Below are 17,674 nucleotides of genomic sequence, written 5' to 3' on the forward strand. Positions count from 1 at the left end.
GCGCTAAGTTCCGGAATTAAGCATCTGGAAAAAGTAAAAATTTATTGTTCGTCTTTACAAAACCTGTACTTATTCCACCGCCATCAAGCGTCGATATTCATCCCATGCATACAAATCCGTCATCCCACTGATATAGTCCTGTATCAGACGGCAGCGATAATAATATTCCATCACCGGAAATTCTTCAGCATCGCGCGAAACCTTATTTACTGCTTCAACATAGGCCAGCCGATGACGCGTCGAAAGTTTCTGGAACAAGCGCGAGGCGATAGGTAAGCTCCTCACCCGCTCTTTCTCCACTAATAAGCTAAACTCCGCCAGCGATAATTTTAACAGCGGCTCATAGATATCCAGAAGACCGCTAATCACCCGATAGCCTTGTAATTCCAGCTGTTCAACGTCTGGATGACTAAACACATGTTTTATCGCAACGTTTTTATATAGTTCCAGCAGCTGACTGCAGTCGCTATCGTCCTCAAGCAGCGCATGATTAAAATCACCGGCAAAGATCTTCGGTAAATTATCGATAAACCGGCGTGCCGCATACGGCACCAGTTTATTCAGCGTGTTGACCCGTAAATACATAAAGAACTGATCTTCTGTACTTCGACTCAGAGAATTCGCGCGCGATTTATCCCAGGCATTTTCTACCACTTGCGAAAATAAAGAGCCTTTTTCATGCTGCCCCCACGCCTCGTGAAGCAGCTGATAAAGTTGTTCTACGCTGAAAATTCGTTTTTCTACCGCATCCTCAAGATCGGCCACACAATATGAGATATCGTCCGCCGCCTCCATAATCCAGGTCAAAGGAAAACGATTGTAAGGAGCCAGCTCCAGTTCTTTACGCAACCTCGCAATATAGCCCTCTTCGGCTAAATAATAACCAGGCTTCTTCATTAAATAACTGTGGCTGGAGGGAAGTTCTCCCCGCCACCACGCCGGGCGCGTATATTTTAGAATGCAGCCAACCTGCGCCCAGGTCAGATTCATCCGCATCAGGGTATGCACTAAGCGAATACCCTGCGCGTTGCCTTCAAACCAGCACAGATCCTGACGAACTTTGCTCCGCAGCACATTCAGTTCGTCAGCGCCCTCCTGCAAACGGAGCGCCTCCACCGTACAACGATCCTGCGCTAACGGCGCGCCGGCGGCATCGTCAGGCGCGAGCCGCTGACGGAACCAGTCATTAATCGCCGCCTCGCCAAAATGGCCGAACGGCGGATTGCCGATGTCATGCATCAGGCAGGCCATTTCCACCACGCTCTCAAACGGTCCGGTGAGTTCATCCAGCCCGTAGGCTTCCAGCAGACGCTGCTCTTTCAGGCGACTGAGGATCTCTTTGGCGATATAGCGTCCCACCTGCTGAACTTCAAGGGAGTGGGTTAAACGAGTCCGCACCGCGGCATTACGTTCTAGCGGGAAGACCTGGGTTTTTTGCTGTAAACGGCGGATTGCCGGCGAGTTGATAATGCGCCCGCGATCGCTTTCAAAAATACGCAGGATCTCACGTTCCGTTTCGACCCCCTGCGGCGAGCGGTAGCGCCGACGCCAGTTAATCTTGTTGCGAAAATCAATCTTTGCCATGGCCTCTCCCGCGCAAGCAATAACGTTTCCCTTTGAGTGCATGATAGACTATGCAACTAAACCTGACACATCGCGAGTAAATCTATGAAAATCGGCATTATTGGCGCTATGGAAGAAGAAGTTACCCTTCTGCGCGACAAAATCGAAAACCGTCAGACTCTGACCCATGGCGGGAGCGAAATCTACACCGGCCAGCTGAACGGCACCGATGTCGCCCTGTTAAAATCAGGCATTGGCAAAGTGGCGGCGGCGATGGGCGCGGCCCTGCTGCTGGAGATTTGCAAGCCGGACGTGATTATCAACACCGGCTCCGCAGGCGGACTGGCGTCGACGCTGAAAGTCGGCGACATCGTCATCTCCGACGAGACCCGCTACCACGATGCCGACGTCACCGCCTTTGGTTATGAGTATGGCCAGCTGCCAGGCTGCCCGGCAGGCTTCAAAGCCGACGATAAGCTGATTGCCGCCGCGCAAAGCTGCATCGAAGCGCTGAATCTGCACGCGGTGCGCGGCCTGATCGTCAGCGGTGACGCCTTCATCAACGGCTCGGTCGGGCTGGCGAAAATCCGCCACAACTTCCCGCAGGCCGTAGCGGTTGAAATGGAAGCAACGGCGATTGCCCATGTTTGCCACAACTTCGGCGTGCCGTTCGTGGTGGTACGCGCGATTTCCGACGTGGCGGATCAGCAGTCTCACCTGAGCTTTGATGAGTTCCTCACCGTTGCCGCCAAACAGTCCACGCTGATGGTGGAAAAACTGGTACAGACGCTGGCGCGTGGCTAAGTCGCTAAAACGGGCGCTTGCCGCTCTGCTGCTGCTTACCCCGGCGTGGCTCTTCGCCGCGCCGCGGGTTATCACGCTATCCCCCTCCAATACCGAACTGGCCTTTGCCGCCGGTATTACGCCGGTTGGCGTCAGCAGCCATTCCGATTATCCGCCGCAAGCGGCCGGTATCGAACAGGTTGCCAGCTGGCAAGGGATGAACCTGGAACGCATTGTCGCGTTGCAGCCGGACCTGATTCTGGCATGGCGCGGCGGCAATGCCGAGCGGCAGGTTAATCAACTGAGCGCGCTGGGGATCAAGGTACTCTGGGTCAATACCGCGACGATTGAAGAGATCATTGCGACGCTGCGACAGCTGGCGCAGTGGAGTCCGCAGCCGGAAAAGGCTCGCGCATCCGCACAGCGAATGCAGGACGACTATGATGCCCTCAAAGCCCGCTACGCACATACGCCGAAAAAACGCGTCTTTCTGCAGTTTGGCAGCAATCCCCTTTTTACCAGCAGTCGGGGATCGATTCAGGACCAGGTGCTGACGTTGTGCGGCGGTGACAACATTTTTGCCTCCAGCCCGGTTCCCTGGCCCCAGGTGAGTCGTGAACAGGTCCTGGCAAGGCAGCCTCAGGCCATTGTTATCGCCGGTGATGTCAGCAGACTCCCTGAAGTTGAACGTTACTGGCATAATCAGTTAAAAATTTCCCTGATTGCAGTAGATGGCGACTGGTTTGAACGCGCAAGCCCGCGTATTATCCTCGCCGCAAAACAGCTCTGCGAGGCGCTCGGGCAGGTCAAATAGCGCCGTTTGCGCAGGGTAATAACGACATCCGTTACAGAGAACGCCAGTGTAACCGACATACGTACGGTTGGCGGACGCCGTGCGGGTGCAATTTGGTGAGTAAAAATAGCCTAAGGATCCGGGCGCTTAACGAGAACTGACGATGCTTGTCTATTGGCTGGATATTATTGGCACCGCCGTATTTGCTATCTCGGGCGTATTGCTGGCCGGTAAACTCCGGATGGATCCTTTTGGCGTGCTGGTGCTCGGCGTTGTCACCGCCGTGGGCGGTGGGACCATTCGCGATATGGCGCTCGCCAACGGCCCGGTGTTCTGGGTAAAAGACCCCACTGATCTGGTGGTGGCGATGGTCACCAGCATGCTGACCATTCTGCTGGTGCGCCAGCCACGTCGACTGCCGAAATGGATATTGCCGGTGCTTGATGCCGTTGGTCTGGCGGTATTTGTCGGCATCGGAGTGAATAAAGCGTTTCTGGCCCACAGCGGCCCGCTGGTCGCTATCTGTATGGGTGTCGTCACCGGCGTAGGCGGCGGGATCATTCGCGACGTACTGGCGCGCGAAATTCCGATGATTTTACGCACGGAAATCTATGCCACGGCCTGTATTGTCGGCGGTATCGTGCACGCCACGGCCTATGACACTTTTCATGTTTCGCTGCAGAACTCGGCGATGATGGGCATGGTCGTCACGCTGATGATTCGCCTTGCGGCCATCCGTTGGCATCTGAAGCTGCCGACTTTTGCCCTCGATGATCACGGGCGATAGAACGGGGAAATTGCCCCGGCGGAGAAAAACTACCGGGGCGAGAATCCAGTGCGGGGATCAGACGCTGAATGAAGACCCGCAGCCGCAGGTACTTTTCGCATTCGGGTTGGTCACGATAAAACGCGAGCCTTCCAGGCCTTCAGTGTAGTCGACGGCACCGCCGACCAGATACTGCAGGCTCATCGGATCGACCACCAGGCCGACGCCCTGTTTTTCGATGGTCATATCGCCTTCGTTAACCTGATCGTCAAAGGTGAAGCCGTACTGAAAACCACTGCAACCACCACCGGTGATATACACACGCAGTTTCAGGTTTGGATTGTCTTCATCTGCAATCAGGAATTTTACTTTTTTGGCTGCAGCTTCAGTAAACTCCAGCGGCAACGCTACGTCATCACTCATTTTATGCTCCCATTGATACTTCTGACCGGTTAAAGAATAACCCGACCTTATGAGCCATTATCTAATACCCTGGTAAATCGTTCAAGTATTCTCCCCGGCAACCTGCTGCGCTTTTGCCGCCTGTTCTGCGGCCTGTTTCGCCAGCGTGCGCTCCAGGATCGTGGAATACAAAGGCTTACCGCCAAGGAATTGCGCCAGTAGTGTTGCGCCAAGACAGGTAATAATCATTGGCAGAATGAGCTGATAGTTATCGGTCATCTCCAGCACCAGCACAATCCCGGTCAGCGGAGCGCGGATTGACGCCGCCAGCAGGGCCCCCATTCCGGCAATCGCAAAGGTCCCGGCATCCAGATGATAGGCCGGCAGCATCGGCGTGACGGCCATCCCGAAGGCGGTTCCCAGCAAGGTTCCCAGCGCCAGCATCGGCGCAAAAATGCCGCCGGGCGCCCCGGAGGAGAAACAGAGTAACGTGGTTATCACGCGGGCGATAAAGATAAACAGCAGCAGGCCAACGGAAAAGTTGCCCGCCGCAGCAATCGGAATCAGGTTAAAACCGCCTCCTGCCGCCGCCGGTTGAATCAGCCCGAGAACGCCGCACATCCCGCCAATTAGCCCGCCGATCAGTACCCACTTCTTCGTATTGCCGCCATGAATACGCTGGAACATATCCTGGGTGCGCAGCACCAGGCTATTAAACAGCGGGCCAACGCAGCCAAAAATCATCCCCAGGATCAGGTACAGCCACAGCGTATTCACCGGCGCATCGCTCAGCTTGCCGACCTCAATAATCGCCGATTCGCCATTAAAGATACGGAACACAATGCTCGACATAATCACGCCGGTAAAGACGGCTTTAATCGAAATCAGGTTGTAGCGAAACTGCGGGCGCATCTCTTCGATAATGAATAAAATCCCCGCCAGCGGCGCGTTAAATGCCGCAGAGAGCCCCGCCGCGGCCCCGGTGGCCAGCAACGTGTGGCGCGCTTCGGGGCTGCGCATGCGGAAAATATCCAGCACCATTCGCCCGACGTTGCCGCCCAGCTGTACCGTTGGCCCTTCGCGACCGAGCACCATGCCGGCGCCCAGCGTCCCCATCCCGCCGATAAATTTTACCGGCAGCACTCGCCACCAGCGAACCGGACGCAGCTCTTCCAGCGCCCCTTCGATCTCCGGTATACCGGATCCCCCTGCCTCCGGCGCGAAACGACGCACCAGAAAATAGCCCACCATCGCCAGCAACGCAGATAAAATAAAAGCCAGCGGCCAAATCAGGAACCCGTGATCCGCCACCTGCACCAGGGAACCGATGCGCATGTTCTGCACCCAGCTGACGCTCTTTTCAAAGGCGACCCCCACCAGCCCGGCCAGCGTGCCGACCACCGCGGCCATCAGCAGCACCGCCAGCGGCGTTTTGTCACGTTGAACTAATCGACGTACCACATCGCCACGACGCAAGCGCACGATTTGTTTTGCTTCAAAAGTAGAGGCTTCTGTTTTCATACTCTTATCGTCAATAGTCATACAAATACGAAGGGGACATTTTAGCCTTCTGAACGTCCTACGTCGCGGGAAAAATGCACCTGCTGCGCTTTGTTTCAATTGGGCAAAACTTTCATAACTATCCTGGAATAACTTAGAATAACCAGCAAAACATTTATCACGAACCAGGATCATGGCAATGAGCAAATCTGAAACACTCTATAGCGCCGCACGTGAACTCATCCCCGGCGGCGTGAACTCGCCGGTCCGCGCCTTTAGCGGCGTCGGCGGTACACCGCTGTTTATCGAACGCGCCGACGGCGCCAGGCTGTACGATGTCGACGGTAAAGCGTATATCGATTATGTCGGCTCCTGGGGCCCCATGGTGCTGGGCCATAACCATCCGGCCATTCGCAATGCGGTGATTGAAGCCGCGGAGCGCGGCCTGAGCTTTGGCGCGCCGACGGAAATGGAAGTCAAAATGGCGGAGCTGGTGACCGAACTGGTCCCAACGATGGATATGGTGCGGATGGTGAACTCCGGTACCGAAGCGACGATGAGCGCCATTCGCCTGGCCCGTGGCTTTACCGGCCGTGACAAAATCATCAAATTTGAAGGGTGCTATCACGGCCACGCAGACTGTCTGCTGGTGAAAGCGGGCTCCGGCGCGCTGACCCTGGGCCAGCCGAACTCACCGGGCGTACCGGCTGATTTTGCTAAACATACCCTGACCTGCACCTATAACGATCTGGCCTCCGTTCGCGCCGCGTTTGAGCAATATCCGCAAGAGATTGCCTGCATCATCGTGGAGCCGGTAGCCGGCAACATGAACTGCATCCCGCCGCTACCGGCGTTCCTGCCGGGCCTGCGCGCGCTGTGCGACGAATTTGGCGCGCTGCTGATTATCGATGAAGTGATGACCGGCTTCCGCGTGGCGCTGGCGGGCGCGCAGTCATACTACGACGTGGTTCCGGATCTGACCTGTCTGGGCAAGATCATCGGGGGCGGTATGCCGGTCGGCGCATTTGGCGGTCGTCGCGATGTGATGGATGCCCTGGCCCCGACCGGCCCGGTGTATCAGGCCGGAACCCTGTCTGGTAACCCGATCGCCATGGCGGCCGGTTTTGCCTGCCTGAGCGAAGTCGCCCAGCCGGGGGTCCACGAAACGCTGACCGATTTAACCAATCAGCTCTCTCAAGGGCTGCTGGATGCCGCGCGCGAAGCGGGCATTCCGCTGGTGGTGAATAATGTGGGCGGCATGTTCGGCCTCTTCTTTACCGATGCCGAAACGGTCACCTGCTATCAGGATGTGCTGACGTGCGACGTTGAACGCTTTAAGCGTTTCTTCCATCTGATGCTGGAAGAAGGCGTCTATCTGGCGCCATCGGCGTTTGAGGCCGGCTTTATGTCGATTGCCCACACCCCTGATGATATCAACGATACCATCGCCGCCGCCCGTAAGGCGTTTGCGAAGCTGTAATTCAAGACCGGGCAGCGCAAGCTTGCCCGGCCTGTGTTTTTGTCGCCCCGGTAAGCGAAGCGCCACCGGGGAAAATTATCGGCTCTGTTTCCTCAGCAGATAAATAAAGTACGGCGCGCCGATAAAGGTCGACAGCAGACCTGCGGGGATCTGATACGGGAACATCATCATTCGCCCGCACCAGTCGGCAAAGACCAGCAGCAACCCGCCGATCAACCCGGCCATCACCATCTGCGGCATCGTCCGGCGGAATCCCATCATGCGCGCAATATGCGGCGCCATCAGGCCAACAAAACTCAGCGGGCCGATAGTCAGCGTGGCGGCCGCCGTCAGGCCAGCGGCCAGCAGCAGCAGAGCGACCCGCGACGGCGTCAGCGCGATACCTACCGCGCGTGCGGCTTCACCACCCAGCGGCAGAATCGTCAGCCAGCGCCGACACAGCGGCACCAGAATCAGCAGCAGCACCATCGCCACCCCGCTCCGAACGACCATCTCCGGCGTGGCGCCGTAAGTCGAGCCGGAAATCCACGTCAGAATCTGCGCCATGCGCGGATCGCCGCTGGCCTGCAGCATCATCAACAGCATAGTGAAGGCGGTGCTGAGCGCCATCCCCGCCAGCAGCATCCGGTGCGGCGAGAAACCGCCGCGCCCGGCAGCCACCAGGATCACCAGCAGCGTCGCCGCCGCCCCCAGGCTACCGGCCGGCAGCAGCCAGCCGAAAGCGTTGCCGGGAACGAAAAACAGCATCAGGACAATACCAAAAGCTGCGCCGGAGCTGATGCCCAGCACTTCCGGGCTGGCCATCGGGTTACCGGTCAGGCGCTGGATAATACACCCCGCGACCGCCAGCATCACCCCGGCGAACAGCGCGGCGAACACCCGCGGCCAGCGCCACGGCATCAGTTGATCCAGCAGCGTGCCGCTCGCCCAGTGCCAGCTCTGCGCATCCCGCCCAAAGGCCAGGGCGACGAGGAGCGCCAGCAGCAGGATCAGCAAACCGCCAAACGCAAATCCCCGTACGTTTTGCCGTTCCACCAGCACTTTATCGCCGGCATTCATCACCGGCGCACTGATGCTGCGCAAGCGCGGCAGCAGCCACAGCAGCAGCGGCGCGCCGATCAGCGCCGTCACGGAACCGGTGGACACTTCCCGCCATACCCGGGTCAGCCACAGAATGATCTGGTCTGACAGCCAGAGAATCAGCGCGCCAATCACCGCCGCCAGCAGCAGACGCGACAGCAGACGACGCGCGCCGAGCATTTTCGCCAGCAGCGGCGAAAACAGGCCGATAAAACCGATAATCCCCACCGCATTCACCAGCAACGCGCTGATAACGATCGCCAGCGTCAGCGTGGCCAGACGCGCCAGAGAGAGCGCCAGTCCGAGATTACGCGCCACGCCATCATCCAGCCCCATCAGCGTGAGGGGACGCAGCAGCAGCAACGTTAACATGAGGCCGCCGAGCAGCTGCGGCCACAGCCGTTGCACCACGCTCCAGTCGGTTTGCGTCAGCGTACCGGTGCTCCACAGGAACATACTTTGCAGCTGATCGTGATGGAAAATAACCATCAGCTGGTTCAGCGCCCCGCAGTACAGACTGACCACCAGACCGGCAAGAATCAGGGTTACCGGCGACAGCCGTTTTCCCCACGAGACGCCGAAAACCAGCGCCCCGACAAGACAGGCCCCCGCCAGTGCGGCGAATTGCGACGCCAGTACGCCAGGAATCGCCCACAGCGTCGTCACCGTCATCCCCAGCTGAGCGCCGGTCGCGACCCCGAGGGTGGTCGGTTCCGCCAGCGGGTTGCGCAGCACCTGCTGGAACAGCACGCCCACCAGTCCGAGCCCCGCGCCAACCAGCAGCGACACCGCCAGTCTCGGCAGCAGGCTGTAGTGGAACAACATCTGAGCGATATTGTCGATATCCGGCTGCCACAGCGCCTGGCGCCACTCGTGCTGCGGCAACGCCGCCTGGAGATTCAAGAAGCTGAGCGCAAATGCGGTCATCGCCAGCACCGTCAGCAGCAGTGCCGCCAGAGGAGACAGTCGCGATCTCATGCCTCACCTCCCTGGACATCCGCCAGCACGCGGGCAAAATGCATTGCCGACAGCGTCGCACCGTAGAACCAGACAGCCGGCACGCGCTGGAAGCGCCCTTCGCGGACAAACGGCATCGCCTGCCAGAGCGGCGTACTCATCAGTTGGCTCATTTCGGCACGATTACCGTGGTCGAAGCAGATAACATCGGTCTCTTTGTAGGCGGCCAGTCGATCGATTCCCACGCTGACGCTGCCCCAGAAGGCGGTTTCACCGCGCCAGGCATTTTTAATCCCCAGGCGATCGAGCACCTCCTGAAACAGACAATTATTGCCGAAAACCAGGACATGGCGGGGATCGAGCAAGGTGATCATCAGCAGCGGACGATCGCCACGGCGGGCGAAACGCGGGCGCAGATTCTCCATCAGCGCGTCAAATTCCGCCAGATGGCGCTTCGCCGCCTGCTGCCGGCCAATCAGCTCGGCCATCTCGTTGAGAGATTGCTGCGCCATCTGCAGCGGTCGTTTACCGTCGCTGAAGGTGAATCCCCGCCCCGGGGCAATGCGCGCCAGCTTCTCTGGCGACGGCCCATATCCGGCCGACCAGACGATAAACGACGGTTTCATCTGCGTCAGCAGCTCAAGATTCGGCTCCGTACGCAGCCCGACATCAATCACCGAGGAAGGCAGCGCCGGTTCATTCACCCACAGGTTATAGTTCGGGATATCGGCCACGCCGTAGGGCGTCACGCCAAGCGCCAGCAGGAGTTCTGCCGGCAGCCACTCCAGCGCCACAATACGCTGCGGATCGAAGCTTGCGGCCTGGGCGCCGCGCATCTGCCACAGCAGGGGCGACAGGGCCATCGCCGCCAGCAGACGGCGACGGGTAATGAAAGGGGTCTTTTCCATCAATAGACAAAGCTTACCGGCGCGCTACCCGCCGGATGCGGCAGAATACCCATCGGAATACCGTAAATTTGCTCCAGCGTTTCGCTGCGCATCAGCTGCGCGGGCGTGCCCTGAGCAATCATCTCCCCACCACGTAACGCGACCAGATAATCACAGTAACGGGCAGCCATGTTGATATCGTGCAGAACGGCGATCACCGTTAACCCGCGCTGTTGACTCAAACGATGCACCAGCGCCAGGACATCCACCTGATGGGCAATATCCAGCGCCGAGGTAGGTTCATCCAGCAATAAACAGCGGCTGTCCTGCGCCACCAGCATGGCAATCCACGCCCGCTGGCGCTCACCGCCTGACAGGCTGTCAACCAGCCGGTGCGCCAGCGGCTTAAGGCCGACCAACGCAATCGCCTCTTCAACTTTTTCCCGGTCGGCGGCACCGAAACGCCCCAGCGCGCCGTGCCACGGATAGCGGCCGATGGCCACCAGCTCGCGCACGGTCATCCCTTCCGCCGGCGGCAGCTGCTGCGGCAGATAGGCCACTTTACGGGCAAAGGCCTTGCTGCTCCAGCTGTCCAGAGGCTGCCCGTCCAGCAGCACATCGCCTTCCGACGGCGGCTGATGACGGCCGAGCATTTTCAGCAGTGTGGATTTGCCGGAGCCATTATGGCCAATCAGCCCCGTCACTTTTCCCGCCGGGAAAGTTAAGGAGAGAGGATGCAGCAGCGTACGGCCAGGTACGCGAAAGGTAACGCGATTCAACGAAAACGTGGTATCAGAGTGCGGAGAGTTTTCCTGCATAGCGGCGACCTGGTGAACGGCGCGGCGAACCGCGCCCGGTAAGTGATTAGAAGCGGAAGGTTCCGGTCGCAATAACCTGACGTCCTGCGCCCCAGTAGCACGCGTATTCGCTGTAGCAGCTGGATACGTACTCACGATCGAACAGGTTGTTCACGTTGATCCCCACAGACGATCCTGGCAGACCAAAACGCGCCAGATCGTATTTCACCGTGGCATCCATCAATGCATAGCCGGCCACGTTGAAGGAGTCGTTTTTCTTCCCGGTGTCGGTATCATTTTTGTAGTAGCTCACCGTCGAGCCGATATAACGCGCCCCGGCCCCGACCGTCAGACCGCTCAGCGCGCTCTCGTGGAAGGTATAATCCGCCCACAGCGACGCCATGTTGCGCGGAACTTCCGCCGGACGTTTGCCTTTGAATACGGTGTCTTCGGTGTACTCCGCATCGGTATAGCTATAGGCCGCCGTCAGGTTGATATTGGCATTGACCGCTGCTTTTGCTTCCAGCTCAAAGCCGCGTGAGCGAATTTCACCTGTTTGAATGCTATAAATTCCGTACGGATCGTTGGGATCCGCGGTCAGGTTTTTGTCTTTGGTCAGCTGATAGACTGCCGCGGTCACCACCACCGGCATATCTTTCGGGACGTATTTCACGCCCGCTTCATACTGCTCGCCGCGAGAAGGATCGAACGGCTTGCCTTCGCGGGAAGAGCCGGAAACCGGTTCGAAGGACTGGCTATAGCTGAAGTACGGAGAGATGCCGTTATCGAACAGATAGTTAATACCACCACGCCAGGTAAACTGCTGATCGTGGTTTTCCGCGAGATCGTTAGAAGAGCGCGTCAGGGTCGAAGCCATGGCGTAATCATAGCGGCCGCCCAGCGTCATCACCCATTTGTCCCACTCCATCTGGTCCTGAGCATACAGGCCGGTCTGCTCCATGCGGTTCAGCACCGCGTAGGGGAAGTTCACGTTGACGTTCGCATCACCGTATTGCGGATTGCTCATGCTGATTGAATCGGCAGAACCGTATTCCGCATTCACATCGTTACGCATGCGCGAATAATCAACGCCGGTCAGCAACGTATGGTTAACCGCGCCGGTGGCAAAATCAGACTGCAGCTGCGTATCAACGGTGAACGTATTGAGATGTTCATCAGAACGCACATAGGCGCGGTTGATTTGGCCCGGAGCCGAATAGCCGTTACCGTAAACGGAGCGATACAGCGTCTTCACGTCGGTATAGCGCAGGTTCTGACGCACCGTGAAGGTGTCATCGAACTGATGCGAGAAGCTGTAGCCGACCATCTGCTGACGGCGGGACATCTTGTTATCCGGCTCGCCTTCGTTGTAATCAGTCGGCAGCTTATGGGCATTGCCGTTGGCATCGTAATACGGCACCACGGTCCCTTCGCGAGGCAGCCAGCCGTAGTAACCGGCATACGGATCGTTCTGGAAGTTGCTCAGGAAAGTGAAGTCGGTTTTATCATCCGGACGCCAGCTGAAGGAGGGCGCGACCGCGTAGCGAGTCGATTTCGCCATCTGCTGCTGCGCATCCTGACTGCGGCCTAAACCGGTCAGTCGATACGACCATACGCCGTTATCATCGATGGCATCACTGAAGTCAAAACCGGTCTGCCACAGATTATCGGTACCCATTTTGAACTGAATTTCTTTCAGCGGTTCGGTCGTCGGACGCTTGCTCACCATACTGACGATGCCGCCAGGGTTGCTGTTGCCGTACAGCACCGATGTTGGCCCACGCATCACTTCCACACGTTCAAGGAAGTAAGGGTCCATCGACACTTCTGAATAGTTATTCCCCTGCAGCTTCATGCCGTCCAGATACTGGTTGGTATTGACCGTTGTGGAGGTCGTGAAGCCGCGAATGGTCACCACATCATAGGTGGTAGAGCTGCCGCGGGTGGAGAAGACGCTCGGCGTATAGGACAGCGCCTCTTTCACCGTCGTCGGCTGCTTCATGTCCATCTCGGCACGGGTGACGACGGAGACAGACTGCGGTGTTTTTTCAATCGGGGTATCGGTTTTGGTCGCAGTTGCCGAATGTTTCGCCGCGATCGTGGGCGACGGGCCCCAGGCACTCTCTTGCGCGGCAGGTGCCGCGATAACGGTGATGGTTTCTTCTTGTTTCGGTTCAACTGCTGCCTGCGCATAGACAGACATGCCGCTAACCGCCGTGGCTACTACGACTGCGATTTTACGCAGCGAGTGATTTGGCTGAGCAGTTTTTGGACGCGCCATGGGTATATCTCTGATGAAAGTGAATGATAACGTAAACGAGAATTATTATTATGACCGTTGACATAATAGGCGAAAGGCAGAATACAAGGCAAGTGGTATGCCCCGCGCTGAAGACTGAAGGATGAAATAATAACCAGGCAGTTATTGTGGGGTTAAGTGACTGTTAAGTAATGTGCAGAAATAAAAAAGCCCTCTGATACATCTGTATCAGAGGGCCTGGTGACGACGATCAGTTACCGCCGAACATATCCTTAATCCAGCCTGCTACGCCATCGCTCTTTTCCTGCTTCGCGGGCTGTTGCTGTTGCTGCTGTTGTTGCGCCGGCTGCTGCTGTCCGGACTGATTGAACGGATTGTTCTGCTGCTGCTGCTCCAGCTGCTGCTGTTGCATCTGCTCGCCCTGGCGACACAGCGCATCCGGCGTGGTTGTCCAGACCGGAAGCGAACGCATCCCCCCGCTACACACGAAGTTGCCATTGCTGTCCACGCCCATATCCACCACGTCTTCCGGTGCCGTCAACACCAGCGGCGTCGGCGTCTGGTTAGCCAGATAGCGCTGGTAAATAGACATGGCGCCGCTGGCACCGTAGAGTTTCGTCGGCTGGTTGTTATCGCGACCCACCCAGGTAATGGTCACCTGACCGCCGTCAATACCGGCAAACCAGGTATCGACGTTATTGTTGGTGGTCCCGGTTTTCCCTGCCAGATGAAGGCCCGGATACTTCGCGCCAAGCTGACGGCCGGTACCGCGCTGCACAACCTGCTGCATGGTCCACAGCGTCATGTACGCCGCCTGCGCCGGCACCGCACGCTCTGCCTGCGGATAGCTCTGATACAGCACGGTACCATCTTCGGCGATGACCGAACGCAGCGCCGAAAGCGTCGCGCGGTTACCGCCGCTGGCGATGGTCTGGAACGCCTGCGCGACTTCTATCGGCGTCAGGTTCAACGCCCCGAGAATCATCGCCGGTACCGGGTGCAGCTGATCTTTCGGCACGCCCAGTTTGACCCAGGTGTCGGTTATCGCCGGCAGGCCCAGCGCCATCCCGAGGTTAACGGTCGGCACGTTCATCGAGCGCGTCAACGCATCCACCAGCATCACCTGACCACTAAAGCGACGATCGTCGTTCTGCGGGGACCAGGTCTGACCGTTTGGCAGACGGATGGAGATCGGTGCATCGGCAATCGAGGTGTTCAGGCGATACTGGTTCGGCAAGCTCAGCGCCGTCAGATAGGTCGCTGGCTTCGCCAGAGAACCGATTGAACGGCGGGCCTGCATCGCGCGGTTGTAACCGGCAAACTGCGGTTCCGCACCGCCGACCATCGCCCGCACTTCGCCCGTAAAGCGGTCAACGACCACCATCGCGGTTTCCAGATCCGGCAGCTTACGCTGTTTCTTCAAGGCCGGAATGCCGTCGGTCGCCGCTTTTTCTGCCGCATCCTGCGCAACGGAGTCAAAGGTAGTAAAGATCTTCACGCCGGAGAGATCTTTCACCTTATCGCCCAGTTTCGCCTGCAGCTCCTGACGAACCATCTGCATAAATGCCGGCTGTGGAGAGATCACGCCGCCGCGCGGCTGCACGCCCAGCGGACGCGCGCTCAGCATGTCATACAGCTCCTGATCGATCACGTTCTGCTGCTGCAGCAGACGCAGCACCAGGTTGCGTCGTTCCAGCGCCAGCTTCGGATTACGCCACGGGTTGTAAATCGATGCCCCTTTCACCATCCCGACCAGCAGCGCCTGCTGGTCGAGGCTGAGTTCTTCGACCGGGCGGCCAAAGTAATAGAGGCTCGCCAGCGGGAAGCCGCGAATTTCGTTGTCGCCGCTCTGACCGAGGTATACCTCGTTCATATACAGCTCAAGGATACGATCCTTGCTGTAACGCGCATCAACGATCAGCGCCATATAGGCTTCGTTCGCTTTACGCCAGTAAGAACGCTCGCTGGAAAGGAACAGGTTTTTCACCAGCTGCTGGGTCAGCGTACTGGCCCCTTGCACCGTGCGCCCGGCCGTCAGGTTCGCCAGCACCGCACGACCAATCGAGTACAGGCTGATCCCGTCGTGTTCATAGAAGTGACGGTCTTCGGTCGCCAGCAGCGTATCCACCAGCAGGTCCGGGAAACCGCTGCGCTTGACAAACAGACGCTGTTCGCCATTTGCCGACTGCAGCATCGTGATCAGCCGCGGATCGAGACGGAAGAAGCCGAACTGGCGGTTGTTCTCCATATTCTCAATCGTTTCCAGATGATCGCCGTCAAAGGTCAGACGTGCACGCACCTGCCCTTCTTTACTATCAGGGAAATCAAACGGACGACGGATCATCTCAATGCTGTTGGCCTGCACGGTGTACTCGCCCGGACGCGTCATCGCGCTGACCTGGCGGTACTGCGTGGCATTCAGCAGACGCACCATCTCATTTTTGCTGATCTGCATATCCGGTTCGAGGTTAACCATCCGGCCATAGACCGCCGCCGGAAGCTCCCAGACTTTGCCGTCGATACGGCTACGGATTTTCTGATCGAGATAGACACCGTAAGCGGCAACCAGCACCGCGACCACGATCCCTAGCTTGAACAGTAGCCATAGCCAGGTACGTTTACGGCGAGGCTTGTTACCTTTGCCTTTTGCTTTCTTCGGCATCGGCTCTTGATCCTCATAATCATCATCGTCGTAATCATCGTCGTAGTCCTCATCCCGGACCCGACGACGAGTCACTTTTTGTTTTGCCGGACGCGAGGGCTTTCCCTTACGTCCGATAGGCTCGCGGTCATCTCCCGCCATGCTTTTTCTCCGCAACTTTCAGGCGTAAAAGCCTGATTCTCAATACTTCCTCTTGAAAGAGGAAGAAGATATCTCTCAAATTCACGCCCGGAGGTCTCAACCCGCAGGCCACGACCTCGGTATCACAGCACTTCGCGTCTCAGGGCGCGGTCATGATGTATGTTTATGTACTCCTGGAGAATTCATAATATAAATCATCATGTTATACGCATCGCCTGACGAGAATTTTGGGACATAGCACAAATAGTCCAGGTGACACAGGATAGCACTAAACCGGGACAGGCTTAACCAGCATTTTACTCCCTCACGACGTAACAAAAGCGAAAATATTATGTTTTTTAATAACATAAAAAATATTCTCCGCCGTTCATCGTCTCAGCGGTCTGTCTGAGGACCTCTGCCACGATAAAAAACAAAAACCTCAGCGCGGATTGAATATTATATTCTGAGTGTGACAAGAAATATTCTGGCAAGAAGTAAAGAGAAACATTAAGCCATTTGACGATAAAAACGGGAGCGCCTTAACAAATATCTATAATAATATTTCCTGATGACAGCATGAAAATATTTGTTAAACTGTCCTTCAGTTAACCCGATCCCTTTAATATATTATGCGAACTTCCGTTATATTTCCGCTGCTCATGATTGCCGTTCTCGCGGGTTGCCAGCAGAACCGTTCGTCTACGCTCAGCCCCGCCATCAGCAACGAAGCGCAGCTGGAACAGCTCTCTTCCGTGGCCGCCGGCGCGCGTTATCTGAAAAATAAATGCAGCCGTAGCGATCTTCCTTCCGATGACGCTATCGACCGCGCGGCATGGAATGTTGGCAAAAAGAGAGGATGGAGTAATATTGATTACGCCACGCTCAACCAGCGCAGCACGCAAATGTATCAGCAACTGCAGCAGGACAGTACGCCGGAAACCACCAAATGCAGCCAGTTTAATCGCCAGCTGGCGCCCTTTATTGATAGCTTACGCAGTCAATAAAATGACGAAATAGCTCTGCCGTTTATTATTTCGCACCGCTTTATTCCCCTTGAGGGCTATCTTCAATAATGCCTCCCGGCCAGTCGTCGAGAGCCGCAAGGGTAAATGTCTTACCGTTAAAACTGAATAGCGTGACATCCTGCTGAATTTGCTCAATCACCAGATTCGGCAGCGGCGACTCCCCCTCTTTCCAGGACTGACCATTTAACACGATGCTGCGTTTCTCCGCCGAGGACGCGTAGACATGCGCGCTATAGCGCAGCGCCGGCAGATTATCGTCATCGACGATAGCCTCGGGTTTCGCTTTCTCAGGTTCCGGGGCGGCGACCGGCTTAACCTTTTTTTGCGCCGAGGAAGCCATTGGCACCAGTGCCGCATGCGCCGCCGGCACAACCAATGCTGATGTTACAGGGGGATTGCGCCACTGCTCGCCCGCAAACCAGCCGAGGGCAATCAGCAGCGCGGCATAGAGTGGCACAATCGGATACGGCACCTGCACCATGCGTCCAACCACCACCGGCGGTTCGCCCTCATGCGCAATTGACACGGGCAAACGGCACGCTTTGTCATCAGAAACGATCACGCTCTCTCCTTTCCCCATAAAACAATAGCCCGGC

14 protein-coding genes are annotated in these 17,674 nt (G+C 57.3%); 5 read left to right on the forward strand and 9 right to left on the reverse strand.

What is annotated here, in order from left to right; all coding sequences use genetic code 11:
• Positions 1-69 precede the first annotated feature (69 nt).
• Positions 70-1,584 (reverse strand): dGTPase, encoded by a 1,515-nt coding sequence (gene dgt, locus OQV00_RS21740; RefSeq protein ID WP_004858094.1) that lies wholly within the window; start codon positions 1,582-1,584, stop codon positions 70-72.
• Between the two features lie 84 nt (positions 1,585-1,668).
• Here dgt and mtnN point away from each other — a divergent pair, with 84 nt between their 5' ends.
• The 3 genes from mtnN to OQV00_RS21755 all read left to right on the forward strand — a co-directional run bounded on the left by mtnN (position 1,669) and on the right by OQV00_RS21755 (position 3,926).
• Positions 1,669-2,367 (forward strand): 5'-methylthioadenosine/S-adenosylhomocysteine nucleosidase, encoded by a 699-nt coding sequence (mtnN, locus tag OQV00_RS21745; protein ID WP_004858091.1) that lies wholly within the window; start codon positions 1,669-1,671, stop codon positions 2,365-2,367.
• Positions 2,360-3,160: a vitamin B12 ABC transporter substrate-binding protein BtuF gene (btuF, locus tag OQV00_RS21750; RefSeq protein ID WP_182924842.1), complete on the forward strand. Its 801-nt coding sequence runs from the start codon at positions 2,360-2,362 to the stop codon at positions 3,158-3,160. The genes mtnN and btuF overlap by 8 nt, the downstream gene beginning before the upstream one ends.
• Positions 3,161-3,302: 142 nt before the next feature.
• Entirely contained in the window at positions 3,303-3,926 is a 624-nt protein-coding gene (locus OQV00_RS21755) for a TRIC cation channel family protein (protein WP_015585110.1), read from the forward strand.
• A gap of 57 nt (positions 3,927-3,983) precedes the next feature.
• Here the strand turns inward: OQV00_RS21755 and erpA are convergent, their stop codons facing one another.
• Positions 3,984-4,328 (reverse strand): iron-sulfur cluster insertion protein ErpA, encoded by a 345-nt coding sequence (gene erpA, locus OQV00_RS21760; protein ID WP_004858085.1) that lies wholly within the window; start codon positions 4,326-4,328, stop codon positions 3,984-3,986.
• Positions 4,329-4,409: 81 nt separating this feature from the next.
• Positions 4,410-5,828, reverse strand: coding sequence for a H(+)/Cl(-) exchange transporter ClcA (gene clcA, locus OQV00_RS21765; protein ID WP_015585111.1), 1,419 nt, complete (start codon positions 5,826-5,828; stop codon positions 4,410-4,412).
• 178 nt (positions 5,829-6,006) lie between these two features.
• Here clcA and hemL point away from each other — a divergent pair, with 178 nt between their 5' ends.
• Positions 6,007-7,287, forward strand: a complete 1,281-nt coding sequence (gene hemL / locus OQV00_RS21770; protein ID WP_266279411.1) for a glutamate-1-semialdehyde 2,1-aminomutase — start codon at positions 6,007-6,009, stop codon at positions 7,285-7,287.
• A gap of 75 nt (positions 7,288-7,362) precedes the next feature.
• Here hemL and fhuB read toward each other — a convergent pair whose 3' ends face one another.
• From fhuB to mrcB, 5 genes are all read right to left on the reverse strand, one after another.
• Positions 7,363-9,345: a Fe(3+)-hydroxamate ABC transporter permease FhuB gene (gene fhuB / locus OQV00_RS21775; RefSeq protein ID WP_099144638.1), complete on the reverse strand. Its 1,983-nt coding sequence runs from the start codon at positions 9,343-9,345 to the stop codon at positions 7,363-7,365.
• On the reverse strand, positions 9,342-10,232 hold the full coding sequence (fhuD, locus tag OQV00_RS21780; RefSeq protein ID WP_004858076.1) for a Fe(3+)-hydroxamate ABC transporter substrate-binding protein FhuD: 891 nt from the start codon (positions 10,230-10,232) through the stop codon (positions 9,342-9,344). Before fhuD ends, fhuB begins: the two co-directional genes overlap by 4 nt.
• The gene (gene fhuC, locus OQV00_RS21785) at positions 10,232-11,029 is read right to left on the reverse strand and encodes a Fe3+-hydroxamate ABC transporter ATP-binding protein FhuC (protein WP_004858074.1); all 798 of its coding nucleotides are present in this window, start codon (positions 11,027-11,029) and stop codon (positions 10,232-10,234) included. Before fhuC ends, fhuD begins: the two co-directional genes overlap by 1 nt.
• Positions 11,030-11,075: 46 nt before the next feature.
• A complete protein-coding gene (fhuA, locus tag OQV00_RS21790) occupies positions 11,076-13,289 on the reverse strand; it encodes a ferrichrome porin FhuA (protein WP_044348470.1) in 2,214 nt (737 codons plus the stop codon).
• A 229-nt stretch (positions 13,290-13,518) separates the two neighbouring features.
• A complete protein-coding gene (gene mrcB / locus OQV00_RS21795; RefSeq protein WP_004858069.1) occupies positions 13,519-16,071 on the reverse strand; it encodes a bifunctional glycosyl transferase/transpeptidase in 2,553 nt (850 codons plus the stop codon).
• Between the two features lie 611 nt (positions 16,072-16,682).
• Here mrcB and gspS point away from each other — a divergent pair.
• Positions 16,683-17,057 carry a type II secretion system pilot lipoprotein GspS gene (gspS, locus tag OQV00_RS21800; protein WP_032716589.1) on the forward strand — a complete coding sequence of 125 codons (375 nt, stop codon included), beginning with the start codon at positions 16,683-16,685 and terminating at the stop codon, positions 17,055-17,057.
• A gap of 40 nt (positions 17,058-17,097) precedes the next feature.
• Here the strand turns inward: gspS and gspB are convergent, their stop codons facing one another.
• Positions 17,098-17,640 carry a type II secretion system assembly factor GspB gene (gene gspB, locus OQV00_RS21805; RefSeq protein WP_127673286.1) on the reverse strand — a complete coding sequence of 181 codons (543 nt, stop codon included), beginning with the start codon at positions 17,638-17,640 and terminating at the stop codon, positions 17,098-17,100.
• Between the last annotated feature and the right edge of the window lie 34 nt (positions 17,641-17,674).

Source organism: Klebsiella sp. DY2415 (assembly GCF_026314315.1).
Lineage (GTDB): Bacteria > Pseudomonadota > Gammaproteobacteria > Enterobacterales > Enterobacteriaceae > Klebsiella > Klebsiella ornithinolytica.

Excerpts from the sequence above, each read along its gene's own strand:
- clcA (WP_015585111.1), bottom strand. The coding sequence starts at position 5,828 with ATGAAAACAGAAGCCTCTACTTTTGAAGCAAAACAAATCGTGCGCTTG.
- erpA (WP_004858085.1), bottom strand. The coding sequence starts at position 4,328 with ATGAGTGATGACGTAGCGTTGCCGCTGGAGTTTACTGAAGCTGCAGCC.
- fhuA (WP_044348470.1), bottom strand. The coding sequence starts at position 13,289 with ATGGCGCGTCCAAAAACTGCTCAGCCAAATCACTCGCTGCGTAAAATC.
- fhuD (WP_004858076.1), bottom strand. The coding sequence starts at position 10,232 with ATGGAAAAGACCCCTTTCATTACCCGTCGCCGTCTGCTGGCGGCGATG.
- dgt (WP_004858094.1), bottom strand. The coding sequence starts at position 1,584 with ATGGCAAAGATTGATTTTCGCAACAAGATTAACTGGCGTCGGCGCTAC.
- hemL (WP_266279411.1), top strand. The coding sequence starts at position 6,007 with ATGAGCAAATCTGAAACACTCTATAGCGCCGCACGTGAACTCATCCCC.
- gspS (WP_032716589.1), top strand. The coding sequence starts at position 16,683 with ATGCGAACTTCCGTTATATTTCCGCTGCTCATGATTGCCGTTCTCGCG.
- OQV00_RS21755 (WP_015585110.1), top strand. The coding sequence starts at position 3,303 with ATGCTTGTCTATTGGCTGGATATTATTGGCACCGCCGTATTTGCTATC.
- mrcB (WP_004858069.1), bottom strand. The coding sequence starts at position 16,071 with ATGGCGGGAGATGACCGCGAGCCTATCGGACGTAAGGGAAAGCCCTCG.
- fhuB (WP_099144638.1), bottom strand. The coding sequence starts at position 9,345 with ATGAGATCGCGACTGTCTCCTCTGGCGGCACTGCTGCTGACGGTGCTG.
- mtnN (WP_004858091.1), top strand. The coding sequence starts at position 1,669 with ATGAAAATCGGCATTATTGGCGCTATGGAAGAAGAAGTTACCCTTCTG.
- fhuC (WP_004858074.1), bottom strand. The coding sequence starts at position 11,029 with ATGCAGGAAAACTCTCCGCACTCTGATACCACGTTTTCGTTGAATCGC.